Source organism: Ralstonia sp. 1138 (genome assembly GCF_040544795.1).
In the GTDB taxonomy this organism is placed as follows: Bacteria; Pseudomonadota; Gammaproteobacteria; order Burkholderiales; family Burkholderiaceae; genus Ralstonia; species Ralstonia flatus.
In genome coordinates this window covers 1,536,624-1,555,361 of record NZ_JBEPKQ010000001.1, presented here as the reverse complement: position 1 = coordinate 1,555,361, position 18,738 = coordinate 1,536,624, and the positions used below count along the sequence as shown (strand labels likewise).

The window sequence follows — 18,738 nt, the reverse complement described above, 5'->3', positions numbered from 1 at the left end:
AAGCCCGTTCAGCGCCGGGCCGGGCGGCCGCCCATGCACGATGTGGCTAGTACGGCACAGCCATGTTGTTTTCGATACGGGCGCGATCCCCCGTACGCAAGCCGTTCGGATTGTTCTGCGTGAGCGTGACGCGCGAGTTGTCGTTCAGCCGCAAGGTGACGCGGTAGGTCTGGCCGACCATCGTGTTGCCCTCGACGGCGTTGCCCGCCATGGCGCCGGCCACGGCGCCGCCAATGGTGGCCACGGTGTTGCCGCGCCCGCCGCCCACCTGGTGGCCCAGCAAGCCACCCACTACGCCGCCCAGCACCGCTCCCACACCGCTCGGCTGACCGCGCACCGGCACGGCTTCGACGTATTCGACAACGCCGTAGCGGTTATCCGCCGGCGCCTGATAAGACGGGTCGCTGCTGCTCGGATACGGCGAATAGTTCGGCTGCGAGTACGCCGGCGCAGGCTGTTGCGGATAGGGCTGCGGCGCGTTGGGGTCATAGCTGCCGTAGCCGTTGTTGTACGCGTTGTTGTACGTGTTGTCGTACCCGCTGGTATAGCCGCTGCTGTAGGTGGTCGGGCCTGTGCTGTTCGCGTAAGCATTGCTGCCCGCGGCATACCCTGCACCGTAGCCCGCGCCATAACCGGGGTACGCCGGCGCCGTCACGCAGCCCGTCAGCCCGGCTGCCACGGCGGCCAATGCGGCCGCTGCCACCCAACGCGCTGCGTGCCCTGCACGGTCCGACTTGTTCGTTGCTCGCATGATGATTCCCGTCTGGTGAACGAGGCGTCTGGGCCGACCTGCGGTCTGCCCTGCGGCCTGCGGCCATGCGCCTCTTGCCGCAAAGTCTATGCCGCAGTCCGGCAAACCCGTGCAACCAAACCTGCTCATCGGTAACGGCGTGTAACCGCATGCGGGGCATGGCTTCCAGCAAGGCGGGCGGGTCGCGCGTTATCATCGCCAAGCGCCGCGCGACGCACCTGTTTACTGGCGTCTCCCTATTCTTGCGCTCCGCCTCCCCTCCTTACTCATGCAACCGACCCTGCTGCTCCTCATTGCGATGACGCCCGATAACGTGGCGCAGATCGCTGAACATTTCCACGTCATCCATGCGCCCACCCGCGCCGAACGCGACGCGGCGATCGCGCGCCACGGGCAGGATGTCCGCATCGTCCTCACCAACGGCTCGACGGGCCTGACGGGCGCGGAGATTGCCGCGATGCCCAAGCTGGAACTTGCCTGCGCGCTGGGCGCCGGCTACGAGAACATCGACGTGGAGGCCGCCCGCGCGCGTGGCGTGGCCGTAGCCAACGGCGCCGGCACCAACGATGCCTGCGTGGCCGACCACGCCTTTGGCTTGCTGCTGGCTACCGTGCGCGGCATTCCCAAGCTGGACCGGTCCACACGCAACGGCGTCTGGCGCGACGACATTCCGCTGCAGCCCGGCGTATGCGGCAAGCGACTGGGCATCGTCGGCCTGGGCACCATCGGCATGCAGATCGCGCGCCGCGCGGCCGGCTTCGACATGCAGATCGGCTATCACAATCGCAAGCCGCGCGAAGGCGTGTCATACCGCTACTTCGATGCGCTCAAGGACATGGCCGACTGGGCCGACTTCCTGATCGTTGCCACGCCGGGCGGTGCGCAGACGAAGCATCTGGTCGACCAGACGATCCTGGAGGCGCTGGGCCCGAACGGCTACGTAGTCAACATTGCGCGGGGCAGCGTGGTGGATACGGCGGCGCTGGAAGCGGCCATCCGCGCAGGCAAGCTGGGCGGCGCGGGGCTGGATGTGTATGAGAGCGAGCCCAAGCCGCCGGCCGGGCTGCTGGACCTGGAGCAGGTCGTGCTGACGCCGCACATTGCCGGCTGGTCGCCGGAATCGGTGCAGGCGACGGTGGATCGATTTCTGGAGAACGCCCGCGGACACCTGGCGGGCACAGGCGTGGTGTCCCCGGTCTAATGAACTGACCCGGGGACACGTCGATCACGCGGTTACGACGCCGGACGCTTCATCTGGCACGACGTCGGCTGGGCCGCGAGGTGCGGTTCCAGCGTGACATCGGTGCGCCAGCCGTAGCCGGTGTTTTCCTGGTCGTACTTGATCTTCTTGCCGTCGGCCTTCACCCAGGTGGTCACGTACAGCGTCTGCTGGGCCTGGTGGTCGGTCTTGCGCATCTCGATCGGGCCGTTGAGCCCATCGACCGTCATGCCTTCCATCACCTTGGCCACCTTGGCCGGCTCCGCCGAACCGCTCGTCTTGATGGCCTTGGCCAGGAAGGCGATGCCGGTGTAGACATCGGCGTTGAAGAAGTCATCGTTGTACTTCTTCTTGAAGCCGTCGAGCACGGCGCTCGTCTTGGCGTTGCCGTCGTTCGGGGCGAAGTAGCTGATGACCTTCACACGGTCGGCGCCGGAGGCACCCATCGCCGTGGGCACGCCGGTGGTGCCTGCGTAGTACGTATAGAAGTTGGTGGTGAGGCCCGCATCCTTCGATGCGCGAATCAGCAGTGCCAGATCGCTCCCCCAATTGCCGGTGATGACCGTATCGGCGCCCGATGCGCGGATCTTCGCGACATACGGCGAGAAGTCCTTCACCTGTGCCAGCGGGTGCAGGTCTTCACCCACCACCTGGATGTCCGGGCGTTTGCGCTTGAGGTATTCCTTGGCCGCACGCGCCACCTGGTGCCCGAACGAGTAGTTCTGGTTCAGCAGATAGACCTTCTTGATGTTCGGGTCCTTGGCCAGGTAGCTGGTCAGGGCCTCCATCTTCATGTCGGAGTTGGCGTCCAGGCGGAAGTGCCAATAGTTGCACTTGCTGTTGGTCATGTCCGGATCGACCGCGGCGTAGTTGAGATAGATGATCTCCTTGCCCGGGTTGCGGTCGTTGTACTTGGCGATCGCGTCCTGCAGCGCCATGCCCACGCTGGAACCGTCGCCCTGCGCGACGTAGCGGATGCCCTGGTCGGTGATCTGCTTGAGGATCGTCAGGCTTTCTTGCGGCGACACCTTGTTGTCGAAACCGACGACTTCAAACTTGGTGCCGTTGCCGCTCCAGTTCTGCTGGTTGGCCAGATCGGCCGCGTATTGCCAGCTGCGAAGCTGGTTCTGGCCCAGCGCGCCCATCAGCCCGGATAGCGGATCAATCCACGCGATCTTGACGGTCTCGGCGTGGACGGTGCTCGGGCAGAATGCGCCCGCGAATGTGCCAACTGCTGCCGCCGCGCACAGCGCGAGTCGGAATGCCTTCATGCAAATGTCTCCTGATGTCTTATCGTTAGACGCCGTGCAGAAGGCATCGTCGAGCATGGTTCTTGTACTAAACCGCAAACCGAGGCTTACGGTAGCTCGATCCTTCCATACACAAACGTATGTGCATGGTAGGAGTGCGTTTATTGCCGTGTCAACCCGCGCAAACCTGGGGGCCTCAGCATGATTTAAGCGCTGGACAGCCCTGTCAGCGGGACTAGAATCCGCCTTCATGCCCAAGCCTTCCTTGCTGATCGACGAACACGAAGCTGCCGTCGACGTCGATGCCGAAACCTCCGCCCCGGCCGCGCCGCGTGCCCAGCTCACGCCCGACGACTGGGTGCGCGCCGCCACCGATCTGCTCGTGACCAAGAGCATCGATGCGGTGCGCGTGGACGTGCTCGCCAAGCAGCTGGACGTCACGCGCGGCAGTTTCTACTGGCACTTCAAGAACCGCGACGATCTGCTGCACCAAGTGCTGCAAGACTGGAGCGAGCGCACACGCATCGGCCCCAAGCTGGAGCGGCAGAACGCATCGGTGCAGGGCCTGGTGCGCGATCTGCTGGCACTGCCGTTTCGCGGACGCAGCGCGCGCCGCACCGCCATGATCGAGTTCGCCATCCGCGCCTGGGCGCGGCGCGACCCGATGGCGCAAGAGGCCGTCGAAGCCGTCGATGAACACCGCATGGATTACTACGTCCAGCATTTCCAGGCGATCGGCTTTACGCGCAAGGACGCCAAGACGCGCGCCTTCATGCTGTACGCCTACCAGCTGTCGGAGGCCACGCTCTGGCACCAGGGCAGCAAGCCCGACAAGGACGCGCGCCGCCGCTTCTTTGAAGACACGCTGCTCGCCGGCGCACCGCAAGAAGACTCGGCCGCACCTGTGCGGGAATAATTCGTGCTGCGTCGTGCGCATTCCAGCTCGAGTGCGCCGCGATGCCCGAATCGCCAGCCTTCCACACGTCCGACCTGCCCAGCCGGCTCGATCGTCTGCCGTGGAGCCGCTTTCACACACGCGTGGTCATTGCGCTGGGCATTACGTGGCTGCTCGACGGCCTGGAGGTGACGCTGGCCGGTGCCGTGGCGGGCGCCCTCAAGCAAAGCCCAGCCCTGCATCTCACCAATGCGCAGGTCGGCATTGCCAGCAGTGCCTATCTGATCGGGGCGGTGCTCGGCGCGCTGCTGTTCGGCTGGATGACGGATCGGCTCGGCCGCCGCAAGCTGTTCTTCATCACGTTGGGCGTGTACATCCTCGCCACGTTCGCCACGGCATTTTCGTGGAGCTTTGCCAGCCTCGTCGTGTTTCGTGCGCTCACCGGCGCAGGGATCGGCGGCGAATATGCGGCCATCAATTCGACCATCCAGGAGCTGACGCCCGCACGCGTGCGCGGCTGGACGGACCTCGCCATCAACGGCACGTTCTGGGTCGGGGCGGCGTTCGGCGCGGGCGCCTCGTTGTGGTTGCTGGACCCCGCACACATGAGCGTGGATACGGGCTGGCGGCTGTGCTTCTTCATCGGCGCAGTGCTGGGGCTCATCATTCTGGTCATGCGTTTCTGGATTCCGGAAAGCCCACGCTGGCTCATCACGCGCGGCCGGCATGAAGAAGCGCAGGCCATCGTGCGTGATATCGAAAGCGAAATCGCCGCACGCGGCCATCGCTTCGATACCGCGCCGCTGCCCGCATTGCGCATGCGCAGCCGCGGCCATCCGCGCTTGGCCGAAGTGGCCCGCGTGCTGTTCGTGCAGCACCGGCAACGCGCGCTGGTGGGCCTCGCGCTGATGGCAGCGCAGGCGTTCTTCTACAACGCCATCTTCTTCACCTACGCGCTGGTGCTGACCGATTTCTACGACGTGCCCGCGACGAAGGTCGGCACCTACCTGCTGCCGTTCGCGCTGGGCAATTTTCTCGGGCCGTTGCTGCTCGGGCGTCTGTTTGACGTAGTGGGCCGGCGCACGATGATTGGCGCCACCTATGCGATCAGCGGCCTGCTGTTGCTGGTGAGCGGCGCGCTCTTCAAGGCCGGTGTGCTCGATGGAACTACACAGACGATCGCGTGGACCGTGGTGTTCTTCTTTGCATCGGCCGCCGCCAGCTCGGCGTATCTGACGGTGAGCGAGACCTTCCCGCTCGAGGTGCGCGCCCTTGCCATCGCGTTGTTCTACGCCGTGGGCACCGGGCTGGGCGGCGTGGCCGGGCCTGCGCTGTTCGGTTGGCTGATCGATACGCACTCGCGCGGTGCCGTGTTCGGGGGCTATGCATTCGGTGCCGTGCTGATGCTGCTGGCGGCCGCGGTGCAGGCGCGCTGGGGGACGGCGGCGGAGCGCAAACCCTTGGAACACGTGGCTGCGCCGTTGTCGCTCGACGACACCCCGGCTTGATCTGCGCTAAACCTGGGCGCGGCGCGTCGCCGCCGGTCGCCTATATACTTTCGCGCAGCGCTTTCCCGTGCATTTCCCGCTTACTGGAGACACTTCATGCCTGACGCGACTTACGACAACCAGAACATCTTCGCCAAGATCCTGCGTGGCGAGCTGCCTTGCATCAAGGTGTACGAAGACGACCACACCATCGCCTTCATGGACATCATGCCGCAGGCCGACGGCCACGTCCTGGTGCTGCCCAAGGAAGGCGCGGCCGAGTTGTTCGACCTGTCCGACGATGCCGCATCGGCTGCCATCCGCACCACGCGCAAGCTGGCGCGCGCCGTGCGCGCCGCGTTCACGCCGCCGGGCATCGCGATCTTCCAGCTCAACGGCAGCGCTGCCGGGCAGACGGTGCCGCACGTGCACTTTCACGTGCTGCCGCGCTACAGCGACACCCCGCTGCAACCGCACGCCCGCGTGCAGGCCGACACCGACAAGCTGAAGGCCCAAGCCGAAAAGATCATCGCCGCACTGCAGGCCGAATAAGCTTCACCCCACACGCCGAGGCCGCACCAGCCGGCCTCGCGAACTTCCTCCCTTGTCAATCTCGCTCCCCCCGCTGTACCGACTCCGCATCGTTCTTGCGTTTACCCAGCCGGCTGCGTATATTCGTCAACGGATATACGCAACCGAGCAAATATGAAGCGTCCGACCAGTCCGTTGGCCCTTGCGGTCCTTGTGCTGCTGTTTGAAAAACCGATGCATCCGTATGAGATGGCGTCGACCATGCGTGCACGGGGCAAGGAGAAAAGCATCAAGCTGCGCTACGGCTCGCTGTACACCGTGATCGATTCGCTGGAAGCCGCCGCGCTGATCGTGCCAACCGAAACCGTGCGGGATGGCGCTCGCCCGGAGCGGACCGTCTACGCCATCACCCCTGCCGGCCGCGCCGAGATGAACGACTGGCTGCGTGAATGGATCGCCTGGCCGGAGAAGGAATACCTGCGCTTCGAAGCCGGGTTATCGCTGCTGCCCGCACTGCCGCCCGATCAGGTGATCGACCTGCTGCGCGACCGCCTGGCGCGCCTCGATCCGCTCATCGCAGAAGTCGATGCCGAGCTGACGACGGGTGCCGCACAGGAAGTGCCGCAACTGTTTCTGATTGAGTCCGAGTACCAGCGCGCGCTGCTGCTGGCAGAACGTCAGTTCGTGATCGGACTCATCACCCAGATGGAGGCCGGCACGCTGGGCGGGCTGGACCTCTGGCGCGGCTGGCATCAGCAGCGCGCGGCGGCCGAGAAGACCGCCTCCACTACCGGGCCGGCCTGAGCCGGTCCGCCGTCAACGCAGTGAAACCGGAGTCGTCATGCAGACCTCATCGCAAACCGTGTCGCGCGACACGCATTCGCCATCCATCCCGTTCGACCCGAATGCCGAGAAGGCCCTGAGCTGGTATGGCTGGGGTTCGCCCATCGGGGCGGGCTTGTTCCTCGTAGCGGTCGGCGCATGCGCAGCGCTGCTGCACATCGCCGGCCTGTGGCGTTGAGCGCGGCACACCGAGCCAGAAAGGACGCACCGCAGTCAGGCGGATGACGCTTCGGGCGCGGGTGCGTCCCCTCTTCCTGGCTGCGCGCCCCGTCGATAGGCCAGCTGATACAACACCGGCAGCACCAGCAGCGTCAGCGCCGTCGACGACAGAATCCCCCCGATCACCACCGTGGCCAACGGTCGCTGCACTTCAGCGCCCGTGCCGGTTGCCAGTGCCATGGGCACGAAGCCCAGCGATGCCACCAGCGCGGTCATCAGCACCGGACGCAAGCGCGTAAGCGCGCCCTCACGTATGGCCTCGTCGACGGGCTTGCCGCTCTCGCGCAGGCTGCGGATGAAGCTCAGCATCACCAGCCCGTTGAGCACTGCCACGCCCGACAGCGCGATGAAGCCCACCGCCGCGGAAATCGACAACGGAATACCGCGCAACGCCAGCGCCAGGATGCCGCCCGACAGCGCAAACGGAATGCCGGAAAACACCAGCAAGCCGTCTTTCAGGTTGCCGAACATCATGAACAGCAGCGTGAACACCATGGCCAGCGCCAGCGGCACCACGATCTGCAGGCGCCCGGTGGCCGACTGCAACTGCTCGAACTGCCCGCCCCACGCCATCCAGTAACCGGTTGGCAGGCGCACCTGCGCATCAAGCACCGCCTGCGCTTCTTCGACGAACGAGGCGATGTCGCGCCCGCGCACATTGGCGCTGACGACGATGCGACGCTTGCCGTCTTCGCGGCTGACCTGGTTGGGACCGGTCACCTCGTCGAGCGTGGCCACATCGGACAGCGGCACGTAACCCTGCCCGTTGGGCAATGCCAGCGGCAAGCGTCCCAGCGCAGCCGGGTCGCTGCGCGCAGTTTCCGGCAGCCGCACGACGATGCCGAAACGACGATCGCCCTGGAATACCGTGCCCGCATCCTTACCCCCAATGGCAGCGGACACCGTGTCCTGAATCGCGCCGATGGAGAGGCCATACCGCGCGGCCTTGTCGCGATCGATGTCGACGTTCAAAAAAGGCAGGCCGCCGGTCTGTTCGATCTTCACCTCGGCAGCGCCGGCCAGCTTGCCCAGCTGCGCCGCAATCCGCTTGGCCTGGGCTTCCAGCACGCCCATGTCGTCGCCGAAGAGCTTGACGGCCACGTCGCTGCGTACGCCCGAAATCAGTTCATTGAAGCGCAACTGAATCGGCTGCGAGAACTCGTACGCATTGCCGGGCAGCGCTTCGACCGTGGTGCGAATGTCGGCCAGCAACTGATCCCGGTTGCGGCGTTTGCCATCGGGGCCGGCGGGCCAGTCGCGCTCGGGCTTGAGCATGATGTAGCCGTCGGAGATGCTGGGCGGCATCACGTCGGTCGCGACCTCTGCGGTACCGGTGCGCGCGAAGACACGCTCGATCTCGGGAAACTTCGTCTTGAGCGTGCGCTCGATCTGCATCTGCATGTCCAGCGATTGCGCCAGGCCGGTGCCCGGCACGCGCATGGCCTGGATGGAAAGATCGCCTTCGTTCAGGTTGGGCACGAACTCGGCGCCCAGGCGCGTGGCTGCCACCACCGAGACCGACACCGCCACCGCGGCAAACGTCAACACCACGGCCGGCGCGGCCAGCACCCGTTCGAGCAGCGGCGCATACATGCGGCGCGCCCAACCCATCAGGCGGTTCTCTTTCTCGGCGACCCGCTCGCCAATGAACAAGGCCACGGCGGCCGGTACAAACGTGATGGAGAGAATCATGGCCACAGCCAGCGCCAGCACCACCGTGATCGCCATCGGGTGGAACATCTTCCCTTCCACACCCGAGAGCGCAAAGATCGGCAGGTACACCACCATGATGATGAGCTGGCCATACAGCAACGGGCGGCGCGCTTCGCGGGCGGCTTCAAATACCTCGTCGAAGCGCTCGGCGCGCGTGAGCGGGCGTCCGCGCAATTCCTGCGCATGCGCAAGGCGCCGCACGCAGTTCTCGACGATCACCACCGCGCCGTCGACGATGATGCCGAAGTCCAGCGCACCCAAACTCATCAAGTTGGCGCTCACCTTGGCCGACACCATGCCGCTGAACGTCATCAGCATCGACAAGGGAATCACCAGCGCCGTCAGCACGGCTGCACGCAGGTTGCCCAGGAAGAGGAACAGCACCGCCATGACGAGAATGGCGCCTTCCAGCAGATTCTTCTTGACCGTGGCGATGGCCTTGTCGACGAGCACCGTGCGGTCGTACACCGACTCCACGCGAATGCCCGCCGGCAGCGTCTTGCGAATCTCCTGCATGCGCTTGTCCACGGCTTGCGAGACGGTGCGGCTGTTCTCGCCCATCAACAGGAACGCCGTGCCGAGCACCACCTCGCGCCCATTGCTGGTAGCGGCGCCCGTGCGCAGTTCGCTGCCGCTTTCGATGCTGGCGACGTCGCGCAAGCGCACCGGCGTGCCGTTGGGGCTGGCGAGCACCACGTTGCCGATGTCGGCCGCATCGCGCAACTGGCCAGGCGCACGCACGAGGTACTGCTCGCCCTTGCGCTCGATATAGCCAGCGCCGACGTTCGCGTTGTTGCGGTCCAGCGCGGTGACCACATCGGCCAGCGTGAGCTTGTATGACGCCAGGCGTTCGGGGCTCGTCGCCACCAGGAATTCCTTGGCGAAACCACCGATGGTGTTGACCTCCGTCACGCCCGGCACATTGCGGATCTGCGGGCGGATCACCCAGTCCTGCAGCTCGCGCAAGTCGGCGGGGGTGTAGGCGGTGCCGTCGGGCTTGCGCGCATTGGCGTCGGCCTCTACGGTCCACAGGTAGATTTCGCCCAGGCCGGTGGAGACCGGCCCCATGCTCGGCGAAATGCCATCGGGCAACTGCTCCTTTGCGGCCTGGAGGCGTTCGCTCACCAGCTGGCGTGCGAAATAGATGTCGGTGCCCTCCTTGAAGATCACCGTCACCTGCGACAGGCCGTAGCGCGAGAGCGAGCGCGTCTGCTCCAGCTTGGGCAAGCCAGCCATGGCGGTTTCGAGCGCATAGGTGATGCGCTGTTCGGTCTCCAGCGGGGAATAGCCCGGTGCCGGCGTATTGATCTGCACCTGCACGTTGGTGATGTCCGGCACCGCGTCGATCGATAGACGCGTATAGCTGTACGCGCCGAACGCGGCGGCGGCCAGCACGGCCAGCAGCACCAGCCAGCGCTGGGCGATGACGGTGCGCAAGAGGCGTTCAAACATGGCGCCTCCTTTCAATGACCGTGGTCGGCTGACTTGCCGGCTTCGGCCTTCAGCACGTAGCTGTTGGTCGCGGCGTAGCGCGTGCCGGCGGGAAGCCCTTCGAGAATCTCCGTCCAGGTGCCGTCGGTGCGGCCCGTTTTGACGGGGCGCACTTCAAAGCCGGCGGACACGGGCACAAACACCGACGGTTTCTCATCGACGGTCTGCACGGCATCGGCGCGCACGGCCACGGGCACCTGCACGCGCCCCGATTCGACCGACACGTTGACGAACATGCCGGGCCGCCAAGCGAGCTTCGGGTTGTCGAGCGTGACGCGGGCGGGCGCGGTGCGGGTCTGTTCGCCCAGCAAGGTGCCAACGTAAGAGACCTTGCCTTGCACGGCGGTGCCCGTGGCCGTGGCGCGCACGATGGCGGCAGCGTTGGTGGTGACCGCTTCCAGGTCCTTGGCGGTGACGGAAAAGTCCGCCCATACGGTGCGCAGGTCCGCCACGGTAAAAACGGCTGTCTCCGCCTGCACGGCCTCACCCTGCGACAGGTGCTTCGCGACCACGACGCCATCAAACGGCGCACGCAACTCGAAGCGATTCAGCGCCGAACCCGCCGGTGCGGCACCAATGGCCGTCAGCTTCTGGCGGGCGTTGTCCGCGGCAATGCGCGCTTCCTGAAGCGACGTGCGCGCCTGCTGGTAATCCTGTTCAGCGGCGATGCCCTGCTCCCAGAGGCGCTTTTCGCGTGCGTGTGTTTCCTGCGCGAGCGCAAGGCGTTGCTGAGCGGCCTGCAGTTCGCTGCGCTGATCCGACAGCGCGGGGCTGGAGAGCATGGCCAGCAGTTGGCCGCGCGTCACCGGCTGGCCCAGTTCCACTGCCACCTTCTCGGCCACACCCGCCACGCGCGGCACCACGTGCGCGGTGCGGTCTTCGTTCAGGCGGATCTCGCCGGGCAGGACCACCTGCGTTCGCAAGTCGGCAGCCCCGGCGGTGTCCACACCGATCTTGGCATTGGCGATGGCTTCGGCCGTCATGGCGAGCGTCTCGGCGTGGGGTGCCTCGGCCTGCTCGGTGGCAGCCGGTGCAGGTGCTGCCTCAGCATCGGACGTCGGAGCCTGGCGTGCGCCCATGCCGAACCACAGCCCGACCGCGGCCAGCGCCCCGAGCACGACGATGAGCGCGATGGCGCGCCGTTGTTGCGGTGGAAGTGTCATGTCAGCAGAAAGAGAAAGGCCGCACTACCGGCCGAGGATGCGATCGATGCCGGCAGCCGCCTGATGCGCGCGCGACAGTGCGGCCAGGTATTGCGCGCGCGCCTGGAACAGCGTCCGCTGGGCATCCAGCACATCGAGAAAGTTGAACTTGCCGGCGTCAAAGCCGATGCGTGCGGCGTCATACGCGCGCTGCGCGCCGGGCAACACGTCTTGCCGCAGCGACTGCACAGCGGCGCGCGCTGCGTCGAGCCGCGCCACGTCCTGCGCCAGCGTGGCGTTCTGTTCAAGCTGCAGCGCGCGGTAGTCTTCAAACGCCTTGTCGGCCAGACGCTGCGCTTCAAGCTGGCTGCCCTGGTTGCGATCAAACAACGGCAGTGGCACGGCAATGCCGAGCACCGCCATGTTGTTGTTCGCGGCGCTGTCGCGCTTGGCGCCCACCGTGAGCGTCACGTCGGGCACGCGCTTGCTGCGCTCCACGTTCGCGAGTGCCTGGCGGCGGTCGATTTCCAGACGGGCGCGGATAGCGCGGGGCGTGTTTTCCAGCGTGCCGGTGGCCTGACGCGCTTCGGGCGGCACGATGGGCAGCGTCTCTGCGCTCCCGTCGGCTTCGGGCGCGGCAGAAGGCGCGCCCCAGAAGGCCGCCAAGGCGCGCTGGGCGACCAGCAACTCAGCATTCGCATCACGCAGTTCGATGGCCGCGCTGGCGCGGGCCACGCCGGCCTTGGTCTGCTCCACGGGCGACACCTTGCCTGCCTGCACGCGACGCGCGGCGGCGGATTCTGCCTGAGCGGCCAACGCGTCCGACGCCTGCGCGAGCGTCAAACGCTCCTGGGCGATCACCAAGTCGAAGAAGGCCCGCGTGACATCCGCACGCAACTCGGCCTGCAGCACGGCCGCATCTTGCGCGGTGGCGTCTCGTGCCACTTCTGCGGCGCGTGTGCGGGCACCGCGTTTGCCGCCCAGTTCCAACGGGATATTGAGTTGGGCCGTCATCGTGGCGCGGTCGCGGCGGACGTCTTCCGTCGTGAAGGCCGCTTCGGGATTGCGCAGCCGGCGGGCTTGGTCGAGCGCACCTTCGCTGGCGGCCACTTCATAGCCCGCAGCGGCCAGCGCCGGATGCGTCTGCAGCGCACGCTCAACGGCCTGCTGCAGCGTCACGCGCTCCGTTGCCGCAACCGCGGAGGCACCCGACATGGAAACGGCCACCGGAGCGACGGGGTCAGTCGCCGCTGCGGTGGCCAACGGGGCGGCCAGAAGGCATGCGAGGGCTACCCCGGCGGGCTGGAAACCGCGCATTACGCAATCGCACCGTCGGTGTACGGATCCGGGCTGCGCGGGCTGCTCAGGCCGCCATCGGTGTAAGGGTCACGTGTGCCGACGCGGGCATCGAGCACGGTTTGCGCTGCACCGTCCGTGTACGGATCACGCGCGCCGGCCTTTGCGCCATCGGTATAGGGGTCGCGCGTGCCGGTCCGGGCGCCATCGGTGTACGGGTCGCGGGCGCCGGCCTTGGCCAGCGGCGCGGGCATCGACGTGGCTTGCGGTGCGCAGCACGCATCGTGATCGCCTTGCGCGGCCACGGCCGTGCCGGTTGCCAGCATTGCGGCCAGGGCAGCCAGGGGAAGCACGCGTTGGAATCGAATCGCCATGAGGATCTCCTTGGAAAGGCCTGACATCAGCAAACAAGGGGGATTGGGGGGGGGGGCGATGTCAGTGGGGCCAGTCTAGGGAGCGGTGCACCACGCGGGCATGACTCGAAGATGACAAACTTGTCATCTTTGTGCCCGGGCCCGAGGTTTTGGCATATCGTGGCGGCATTGGCGCAGACCCCCAGCGCGCCACTTTTCACCATGCGACTGCTCATTGTTGAAGACGAGCCCAAAGCGGGCGATTACCTGCTCAAGGGCCTGACGGAATCCGGCTTTGTGGCCGACCTCGCCCGCACCGGCCCCGATGGCCTTTTCCAGGCCATGGAGCATGACTACGACCTGATCGTGCTCGACATCATGCTGCCCGGCATGGACGGCTGGCAGGTGCTGCAGGAACTGCGCCGCCGCAAAAGCACGCCGGTGCTGTGCCTGACCGCGCGCGACGAACTGGCCGACCGCCTGAAGGGCCTGGAACTGGGCGCGGACGATTACCTCGTCAAACCCTTCGCCTTTGCCGAACTGGTGGCGCGCGTGCGGACCATCCTGCGGCGCGGCCCGCTGCGCGAAAGCGAGATCCTCGAAATTGCCGACCTGACGATCGACACGATCAAGCGCCGCGTGACGCGGGCAGGACAACGCATCGACCTCACCGCCAAGGAATACGCGCTGCTGCATCTGCTGGCGCGGCGCGCGGGCGAGGTCCTCTCGCGCTCGCTGATCGCCTCGCAAGTGTGGGACGTGAATTTCGACAGCAACACGAACGTGGTCGATGTATCGATCCGGCGTCTGCGCGCCAAGGTGGACGATCCGTTCGAGCACAAGCTGATCCACACCTTGCGCGGCATGGGCTACGTGCTGGACGCGGTGGGCCGTTGATGGCGTCGCTCGGCCGTTCGCCCATGCGCTGGCCTGCATCGCTTGCGGGCAGGCTCGTGCTGGCGTTTGTGGTGGTGGCATCGGTCACGCTCACCGCAGCTGGCACGTATCTGTACTTCGCGCTCAACGCACAGCTGCGCGCGACCGACGACGCCATGCTGCTCGGCAAGATCGCCCAGCTGCGCCACCTCGCCAGCGAGGCACCCAGCGCCGACGATCTGGTGCGTACCGCGCACCGCTATACCGATGTGGTGTCGGGCCACGATGGATTGATCCTGCGCATTGCCACGCCCGAAGGCCGCACGCTGGTCGAGGTGAACCCCGAAGGCGAGCACGTGACGATGCCGCCCGTGGTGGCGGCTGCGGAGCCGCCGTCGGAGTCTGCCGTACAGACCTGGACGTCGATGACCGGCATGGCCTCGCGCGCCGCAGCGGCGGAGGCCTGGCTGGGCCAGAACAACGCGAAAGTGATCGTGCTGGTCGCGCAGGATGGTGACAGCCGCGCGGCATTGCTGACCCAGTACCAGCGCCACATCGTGTTTGCCGTGATGGGCGGCGTGGCGGCGGTGGCGTTGCTGAGCCTGCTGCTCGTGCGGGGCACGCTGCGGGGGTTGGCGCGTATCGGCAGCCAGGCTGCGGCCGTGGTGCCGAGCCAGCTCGACACCCGTCTCACGCTGCAAGGCGCGCCACGCGAATTGGCCGACCTGCTGGCATCGCTCAACGCCATGCTCACGCGCCTGCAGGACGGCTTTGCGCGGCTGTCGCAGTTCTCTGCGGACCTGGCGCACGACTTCCGCACGCCGTTGGCGAACCTGGTGGGCCAGACCGAAGTCACGCTCGCGCACCCGCGCACGGGCGAGGAATACCGCAGCGTGCTCGAATCCAACCTGGAAGAATACGCGCGCCTGTCGCACATGATCGAAGACATGCTCTTTCTGGCACGCGCCGACCATGCCCGCGTGGCGCTGTCCATCGAGCCGTTGGATGCGCGGCACGAAGTGCAGGTGCTGGTCGACTATTTCGAGGCAGTGGCTGCCGATCGCGACATCACCATCGACGTGCGCGGCGATGCGCGGCTGCACGCAGACGCCACGTTGCTGCGCCGGGCGATCAACAACCTGCTCGACAACGCGCTGCGTCACACGCCTACCGGCGAGCGCATCGACGTGACGATCGAGACAGCGCCGCAGGGCATCGCAATCGCCGTGCACAACCCTGGGCCGGGCATTCCGCCGACCGCCCTGCCGCTGCTGTTCGAACGGTTCTACCGGGGCGACCCCTCGCGGGCGCAGTCGGGTGCGCAGTCTGGGGCGCAATCAAGCCAGTCGACCGGGTTGGGACTGGCCATCGTCAAGACCATCATGGACCTGCACGGCGGTAGCGTGCAGCCCAGCAGCCCGCCGGGTGGGCGGACCGAGTTCCGGCTCGTGTTTCCGGCTTGACGCCAGGCTTCAGGTGCCAATCCGCTGCGCCGACGGTATACGCGCGGCATCCTGCCCGTCGTCGCGCAGAACCTGCCGATATGCAGCCACGACCATCGCGCCGATAAAACGCAGCAGGCGGCGCGGCGCATTGATGTCTTCGGTCACCGAGAAGCGCGCCGGCGTGCCGTCCATCGGCTCACCCGACAGCCAGAAGCGCACGCCCGCCGGCACGTCGATCGCCTGCCCGGGCTTGAGCCAGATGTCCTGGCGCTGATGCTCTTGCGTGACCCACAACAGCCCGGCTTGTGCGGCGATGGTTTGGGCCCGTGCCGACCGCCAGCTCACCGGCACGCCCGGCCGGTCGAGTTCGAAGATTCTGATTTCGCGCATGATTGAGACTCCTGTGCCGGGGTTCGTGGTGGGTTTTTATGGAGACTGCGGATCGGCACGGTTCCATCTTGCGCGGCAGCGCAACCGGTTGACATGAACAGTTGTGAACAGTTTGGCTGAACTGTTCAGCATCTTTCGCGAACAGTTCATCGGCATGACCGACAGAACTGCATTTGGATATGTCAAACCGTTCGTTTTCGGCCGGGCATCGGGTGGCTAGCATGATCCATCGCCATTTCTGCCGGAGCCGCCATGCCAGACGATCACAACGCCGCCATCGACACCACGTTCGGCACCCTGCGCGTACGCCGCGTGGCCGGACATATCGGCGGGGAGGTGCTCGACCTCAAGCTCGGCGCCGACTTGGCGGAAGACACATTCGCGAGCCTGTATGCGGCGCTGCTCAAGTACAAGGTGTTGTTCTTTCGCGACCAACAGCAGTTGGACGATGACAGGCACCAGGCCTTCGGCAAGCGCTTCGGCCGCATCGTCGCCCACCCGACCGTGCCGGCGCCCACCGGCACGCAGCTGTTTGAACTCGACGCGTCGAAGGGCGGCGGCCGTGCCGACTCGTGGCACACCGACGTGACGTTTCTCGATGCGTTTCCGAAGGTATCGATCCTGCGTGCGGTGACGATTCCCGCTTACGGCGGCGACACGGTCTGGGCCAACACCGCCCGCGCCTATGAGCAACTGCCCGACCCGCTCAAGCAGCTTGCCGAGCAGCTCTGGGCCGTGCACACCAACGATTACGACTACGGTGCCGAACGCACGCAGATCGACAGCGCACGCCTGCGGCACCACCGCGATGTCTTTACCGCCTCGGTGTATGAAGCCTCGCACCCGGTGGTACACGTGCACCCCGAGACCAGTGAGCGCGCCCTGCTGCTCGGGCATTTCGTCAAGCGCTTCACCGGCCTGCCGGGCAGCGAATCGACGCGGCTGTTCGAACTGCTGCAGAACCGCGTGACGCGGCTGGACAACACCGTGCGCTGGCAATGGCGCCAGCACGACGTCGCCATCTGGGACAACCGCGCCACGCAGCACTACGCCATCAACGATTACGGCAACCAGCCGCGCCTGGTGCGCCGCGTGACCGTGCACGGCGACACGGCCATCTCAGTGGACGGCAGCCGCAGCACGCAACTGCGCCGCCCCGAAGCCACCAACGACGCGCACATCGACGCGCTGCTGGCCAATGCCCACTGACCTGCTGATATCAAGCTCCGGCCGCCTGCTGCACCAGCCGGTGATAGAACCGGATCAGCTCCACCAGGTTGGCCTCGGTGATCCGCTCGTTGGTGCCATGAAAGCGCGGCAGGTCTTCCGGCTTGGCGCGCACCGGCGAAAACCGATACACGTGGTCGGCAATCTCGATCATGTGGCGCGAATCCGTCGCACCGATCATCAGGCCGGGCGCCACGACCGTGCCCGGAAACAGCTCGCGCACCGTCTTGTTGATCAACTGATACGACGCCGACTGCGTGGGCGACACCGGCGAGGCTTCGCTCGAGCCGGGCAACCGGCTCAGTTCGAACTTGCCGTTGGGCGCGGCCGCCTTGGCGGCGTCTTCCACATGCGCGGTGACGGAGGCAATGGTGTCGCCGGGCAGGAGGCGGAAGTTGACCGTGGCCTCGGCGCGGCCGGGCAGCACGTTGTCCTTGTTGCCGGCCTGCACGATGGTCAACGCGGTGGTGGTGCGCAGCATGGCGTTGGAGCTGCCTGACGCCTCCAGTTGCTTCTGCACCAGCGGCCCGAACAGCCACAGGTTGGACAGTGCCACGCGGCTGAAGCCCTGCATCTCGGGCGCCAGCGTTGCAAACATCTCCTGCGCTACACCGCGAATGCCGGCGGGCAACTGATCGTCATCCAGCCGCTTGAGCGTGGCGCTCATCATGGCGATGGCGCTCTGCCCGTGCGGCGGCGGCATCGACGAATGCCCCGGCGTGGCCCCGACCTTGAGTTGCACGGAGAGAAAGCCCTTCTCCGCCACGCCGATCAGCGCCGCCGGTTTGGTCAGCCCCGGCAGTACGCCTTCGGTAATCAGCAGGCCTTCGTCGATCACGAAGTCGAGACGCTCGCCGCGCGATTTAAGGAGCGCGGCGATCTGCTTGGCGCCGCGGTCGCCGCCCACTTCCTCGTCGGCGCCAAAGGCCAGGTGAATGGTGCGGCGCGGCTTGAAGCCGCTGGCCGCCAGCAGTTCGATGGCTTCCATCTGCGAGATCAGGTTGCCCTTGTCGTCCCACGCGCCGCGGCCCCAGACCATGCCGTCTTTCACCACACCGTCGAAGGGGGGCTGGGTCCAGTCGCCTTCGGTGCCCGGAGCGATCGGCACGACATCCTGGTGCGCCATCAGCATGATGGGCTTGAGCGACGGGTCAGTGCCCTTCCAGGTGTAGAGCAACGCGAAGTCGCCCACCTGCTCACGCTGCAGCACGGCGTGGGCCTTGGGGTAGCGCACCGCGAGCATGGCGTGCAGCTGGCGGAACTGGTCGGCATTCAGTTGCGCATCGGTCGCGCTCGACACGGTCCGTGCGCGCACGGCCTCGGCCAGGTGCGCCGCAGCGGCCGCGCCATCCACCGCAACCGGCGTGACGGCCGGCACATCCAGCTGGCGCGAGTCGTGTCGCCACGTATTCACCCCCACAACCGCCGCAAGGCCCACCAGGATGACGGCGATTGCCAACAGCAGACGCCCCACCACCCGCCCCGCCCTCGTGCGGCGACGTTTGAAAGATGCATGCATTGAAAAGTCCCCTCCTTTTTGGTTGAACGGCACGGCCGACCGCAAGTATCGCCCTAACCCAGACCGAGTAACCATCTACGCAAATATTCGT

17 protein-coding genes are annotated in these 18,738 nt (G+C 66.3%); 9 read left to right on the top strand and 8 right to left on the bottom strand.

The genetic code is table 11. The features are described from left to right. Nucleotides 1–46: 46 nt before the first annotated feature. Nucleotides 47–751, bottom strand: a complete 705-nt coding sequence (locus tag ABIC76_RS06905) for a glycine zipper 2TM domain-containing protein (RefSeq protein WP_354533415.1) — start codon at nucleotides 749–751, stop codon at nucleotides 47–49. A gap of 268 nt (nucleotides 752–1,019) precedes the next feature. Here ABIC76_RS06905 and ABIC76_RS06900 point away from each other — a divergent pair, with 268 nt between their 5' ends. Next, nucleotides 1,020–1,952, top strand: a complete 933-nt coding sequence (locus tag ABIC76_RS06900; RefSeq protein ID WP_354533414.1) for a 2-hydroxyacid dehydrogenase — start codon at nucleotides 1,020–1,022, stop codon at nucleotides 1,950–1,952. Nucleotides 1,953–1,984: 32 nt separating this feature from the next. Here ABIC76_RS06900 and ABIC76_RS06895 read toward each other — a convergent pair whose 3' ends face one another. After that, the gene (locus ABIC76_RS06895; protein ID WP_102065330.1) at nucleotides 1,985–3,241 is read right to left on the bottom strand and encodes a branched-chain amino acid ABC transporter substrate-binding protein; all 1,257 of its coding nucleotides are present in this window, start codon (nucleotides 3,239–3,241) and stop codon (nucleotides 1,985–1,987) included. Nucleotides 3,242–3,470: 229 nt separating this feature from the next. On the opposite strand from ABIC76_RS06895, the gene ABIC76_RS06890 reads away from it, so the two are divergent. From ABIC76_RS06890 to ABIC76_RS06870, 5 genes are all read left to right on the top strand, one after another. Continuing rightward, the gene (locus ABIC76_RS06890; RefSeq protein WP_354533413.1) at nucleotides 3,471–4,136 is read left to right on the top strand and encodes a TetR/AcrR family transcriptional regulator; all 666 of its coding nucleotides are present in this window, start codon (nucleotides 3,471–3,473) and stop codon (nucleotides 4,134–4,136) included. Between the two features lie 41 nt (nucleotides 4,137–4,177). After that, nucleotides 4,178–5,623 carry an MFS transporter gene (locus ABIC76_RS06885; RefSeq protein WP_354533412.1) on the top strand — a complete coding sequence of 482 codons (1,446 nt, stop codon included), beginning with the start codon at nucleotides 4,178–4,180 and terminating at the stop codon, nucleotides 5,621–5,623. 96 nt (nucleotides 5,624–5,719) lie between these two features. Continuing rightward, nucleotides 5,720–6,154, top strand: coding sequence for an HIT family protein (locus ABIC76_RS06880; protein ID WP_027679964.1), 435 nt, complete (start codon nucleotides 5,720–5,722; stop codon nucleotides 6,152–6,154). 153 nt (nucleotides 6,155–6,307) lie between these two features. Next, nucleotides 6,308–6,937, top strand: a complete 630-nt coding sequence (locus ABIC76_RS06875) for a PadR family transcriptional regulator (RefSeq protein WP_354533411.1) — start codon at nucleotides 6,308–6,310, stop codon at nucleotides 6,935–6,937. Nucleotides 6,938–6,974: 37 nt separating this feature from the next. Continuing rightward, nucleotides 6,975–7,154 carry a hypothetical protein gene (locus tag ABIC76_RS06870; protein WP_102065334.1) on the top strand — a complete coding sequence of 60 codons (180 nt, stop codon included), beginning with the start codon at nucleotides 6,975–6,977 and terminating at the stop codon, nucleotides 7,152–7,154. 35 nt (nucleotides 7,155–7,189) lie between these two features. Here ABIC76_RS06870 and ABIC76_RS06865 read toward each other — a convergent pair whose 3' ends face one another. Genes ABIC76_RS06865 through ABIC76_RS06850 form a run of 4 tightly spaced genes read right to left on the bottom strand, consistent with a single transcriptional unit; the run spans nucleotide 7,190 to nucleotide 13,211 of the window. Further along, complete coding sequence (locus ABIC76_RS06865) at nucleotides 7,190–10,360, bottom strand: efflux RND transporter permease subunit (RefSeq protein WP_354533410.1); 3,171 nt, start codon at nucleotides 10,358–10,360, stop codon at nucleotides 7,190–7,192. A gap of 11 nt (nucleotides 10,361–10,371) precedes the next feature. Next, complete coding sequence (locus ABIC76_RS06860; RefSeq protein ID WP_354533409.1) at nucleotides 10,372–11,562, bottom strand: efflux RND transporter periplasmic adaptor subunit; 1,191 nt, start codon at nucleotides 11,560–11,562, stop codon at nucleotides 10,372–10,374. A gap of 24 nt (nucleotides 11,563–11,586) precedes the next feature. Next, nucleotides 11,587–12,858 carry a TolC family protein gene (locus tag ABIC76_RS06855; RefSeq protein WP_502947843.1) on the bottom strand — a complete coding sequence of 424 codons (1,272 nt, stop codon included), beginning with the start codon at nucleotides 12,856–12,858 and terminating at the stop codon, nucleotides 11,587–11,589. After that, nucleotides 12,858–13,211, bottom strand: a complete 354-nt coding sequence (locus ABIC76_RS06850; protein ID WP_354533407.1) for a hypothetical protein — start codon at nucleotides 13,209–13,211, stop codon at nucleotides 12,858–12,860. The genes ABIC76_RS06855 and ABIC76_RS06850 overlap by 1 nt, the downstream gene beginning before the upstream one ends. A 201-nt stretch (nucleotides 13,212–13,412) precedes the next feature. Between ABIC76_RS06850 and ABIC76_RS06845 the strand changes: the two genes are divergently transcribed. Next, entirely contained in the window at nucleotides 13,413–14,087 is a 675-nt protein-coding gene (locus tag ABIC76_RS06845) for a heavy metal response regulator transcription factor (RefSeq protein ID WP_102065339.1), read from the top strand. Further along, nucleotides 14,087–15,529, top strand: a complete 1,443-nt coding sequence (locus ABIC76_RS06840; protein ID WP_354533406.1) for a heavy metal sensor histidine kinase — start codon at nucleotides 14,087–14,089, stop codon at nucleotides 15,527–15,529. The genes ABIC76_RS06845 and ABIC76_RS06840 overlap by 1 nt, the downstream gene beginning before the upstream one ends. Before the next feature lie 9 nt (nucleotides 15,530–15,538). On the opposite strand, the gene ABIC76_RS06835 is transcribed toward ABIC76_RS06840, so the two are convergent. After that, a complete protein-coding gene (locus ABIC76_RS06835) occupies nucleotides 15,539–15,901 on the bottom strand; it encodes a DUF2917 domain-containing protein (protein ID WP_102065340.1) in 363 nt (120 codons plus the stop codon). Nucleotides 15,902–16,153: 252 nt separating this feature from the next. Between ABIC76_RS06835 and ABIC76_RS06830 the strand changes: the two genes are divergently transcribed. Beyond that, nucleotides 16,154–17,110, top strand: coding sequence for a TauD/TfdA dioxygenase family protein (locus ABIC76_RS06830; RefSeq protein ID WP_102065341.1), 957 nt, complete (start codon nucleotides 16,154–16,156; stop codon nucleotides 17,108–17,110). Nucleotides 17,111–17,120: 10 nt separating this feature from the next. Here the strand turns inward: ABIC76_RS06830 and ABIC76_RS06825 are convergent, their stop codons facing one another. Beyond that, nucleotides 17,121–18,647 carry a M20 family peptidase gene (locus ABIC76_RS06825; RefSeq protein ID WP_354533405.1) on the bottom strand — a complete coding sequence of 509 codons (1,527 nt, stop codon included), beginning with the start codon at nucleotides 18,645–18,647 and terminating at the stop codon, nucleotides 17,121–17,123. Nucleotides 18,648–18,738 lie beyond the last annotated feature (91 nt).

Excerpts from the sequence above, each read along its gene's own strand:
- ABIC76_RS06890 (WP_354533413.1), top strand. The coding sequence starts at position 3,471 with ATGCCCAAGCCTTCCTTGCTGATCGACGAACACGAAGCTGCCGTCGAC.
- ABIC76_RS06825 (WP_354533405.1), bottom strand. The coding sequence starts at position 18,647 with ATGCATGCATCTTTCAAACGTCGCCGCACGAGGGCGGGGCGGGTGGTG.
- ABIC76_RS06830 (WP_102065341.1), top strand. The coding sequence starts at position 16,154 with ATGCCAGACGATCACAACGCCGCCATCGACACCACGTTCGGCACCCTG.
- ABIC76_RS06855 (WP_502947843.1), bottom strand. The coding sequence starts at position 12,858 with ATGCGCGGTTTCCAGCCCGCCGGGGTAGCCCTCGCATGCCTTCTGGCC.
- ABIC76_RS06900 (WP_354533414.1), top strand. The coding sequence starts at position 1,020 with ATGCAACCGACCCTGCTGCTCCTCATTGCGATGACGCCCGATAACGTG.
- ABIC76_RS06835 (WP_102065340.1), bottom strand. The coding sequence starts at position 15,901 with ATGCGCGAAATCAGAATCTTCGAACTCGACCGGCCGGGCGTGCCGGTG.
- ABIC76_RS06865 (WP_354533410.1), bottom strand. The coding sequence starts at position 10,360 with ATGTTTGAACGCCTCTTGCGCACCGTCATCGCCCAGCGCTGGCTGGTG.
- ABIC76_RS06875 (WP_354533411.1), top strand. The coding sequence starts at position 6,308 with ATGAAGCGTCCGACCAGTCCGTTGGCCCTTGCGGTCCTTGTGCTGCTG.
- ABIC76_RS06905 (WP_354533415.1), bottom strand. The coding sequence starts at position 751 with ATGCGAGCAACGAACAAGTCGGACCGTGCAGGGCACGCAGCGCGTTGG.
- ABIC76_RS06850 (WP_354533407.1), bottom strand. The coding sequence starts at position 13,211 with ATGGCGATTCGATTCCAACGCGTGCTTCCCCTGGCTGCCCTGGCCGCA.
- ABIC76_RS06895 (WP_102065330.1), bottom strand. The coding sequence starts at position 3,241 with ATGAAGGCATTCCGACTCGCGCTGTGCGCGGCGGCAGCAGTTGGCACA.
- ABIC76_RS06885 (WP_354533412.1), top strand. The coding sequence starts at position 4,178 with ATGCCCGAATCGCCAGCCTTCCACACGTCCGACCTGCCCAGCCGGCTC.
- ABIC76_RS06840 (WP_354533406.1), top strand. The coding sequence starts at position 14,087 with ATGGCGTCGCTCGGCCGTTCGCCCATGCGCTGGCCTGCATCGCTTGCG.
- ABIC76_RS06870 (WP_102065334.1), top strand. The coding sequence starts at position 6,975 with ATGCAGACCTCATCGCAAACCGTGTCGCGCGACACGCATTCGCCATCC.
- ABIC76_RS06880 (WP_027679964.1), top strand. The coding sequence starts at position 5,720 with ATGCCTGACGCGACTTACGACAACCAGAACATCTTCGCCAAGATCCTG.
- ABIC76_RS06860 (WP_354533409.1), bottom strand. The coding sequence starts at position 11,562 with ATGACACTTCCACCGCAACAACGGCGCGCCATCGCGCTCATCGTCGTG.
- ABIC76_RS06845 (WP_102065339.1), top strand. The coding sequence starts at position 13,413 with ATGCGACTGCTCATTGTTGAAGACGAGCCCAAAGCGGGCGATTACCTG.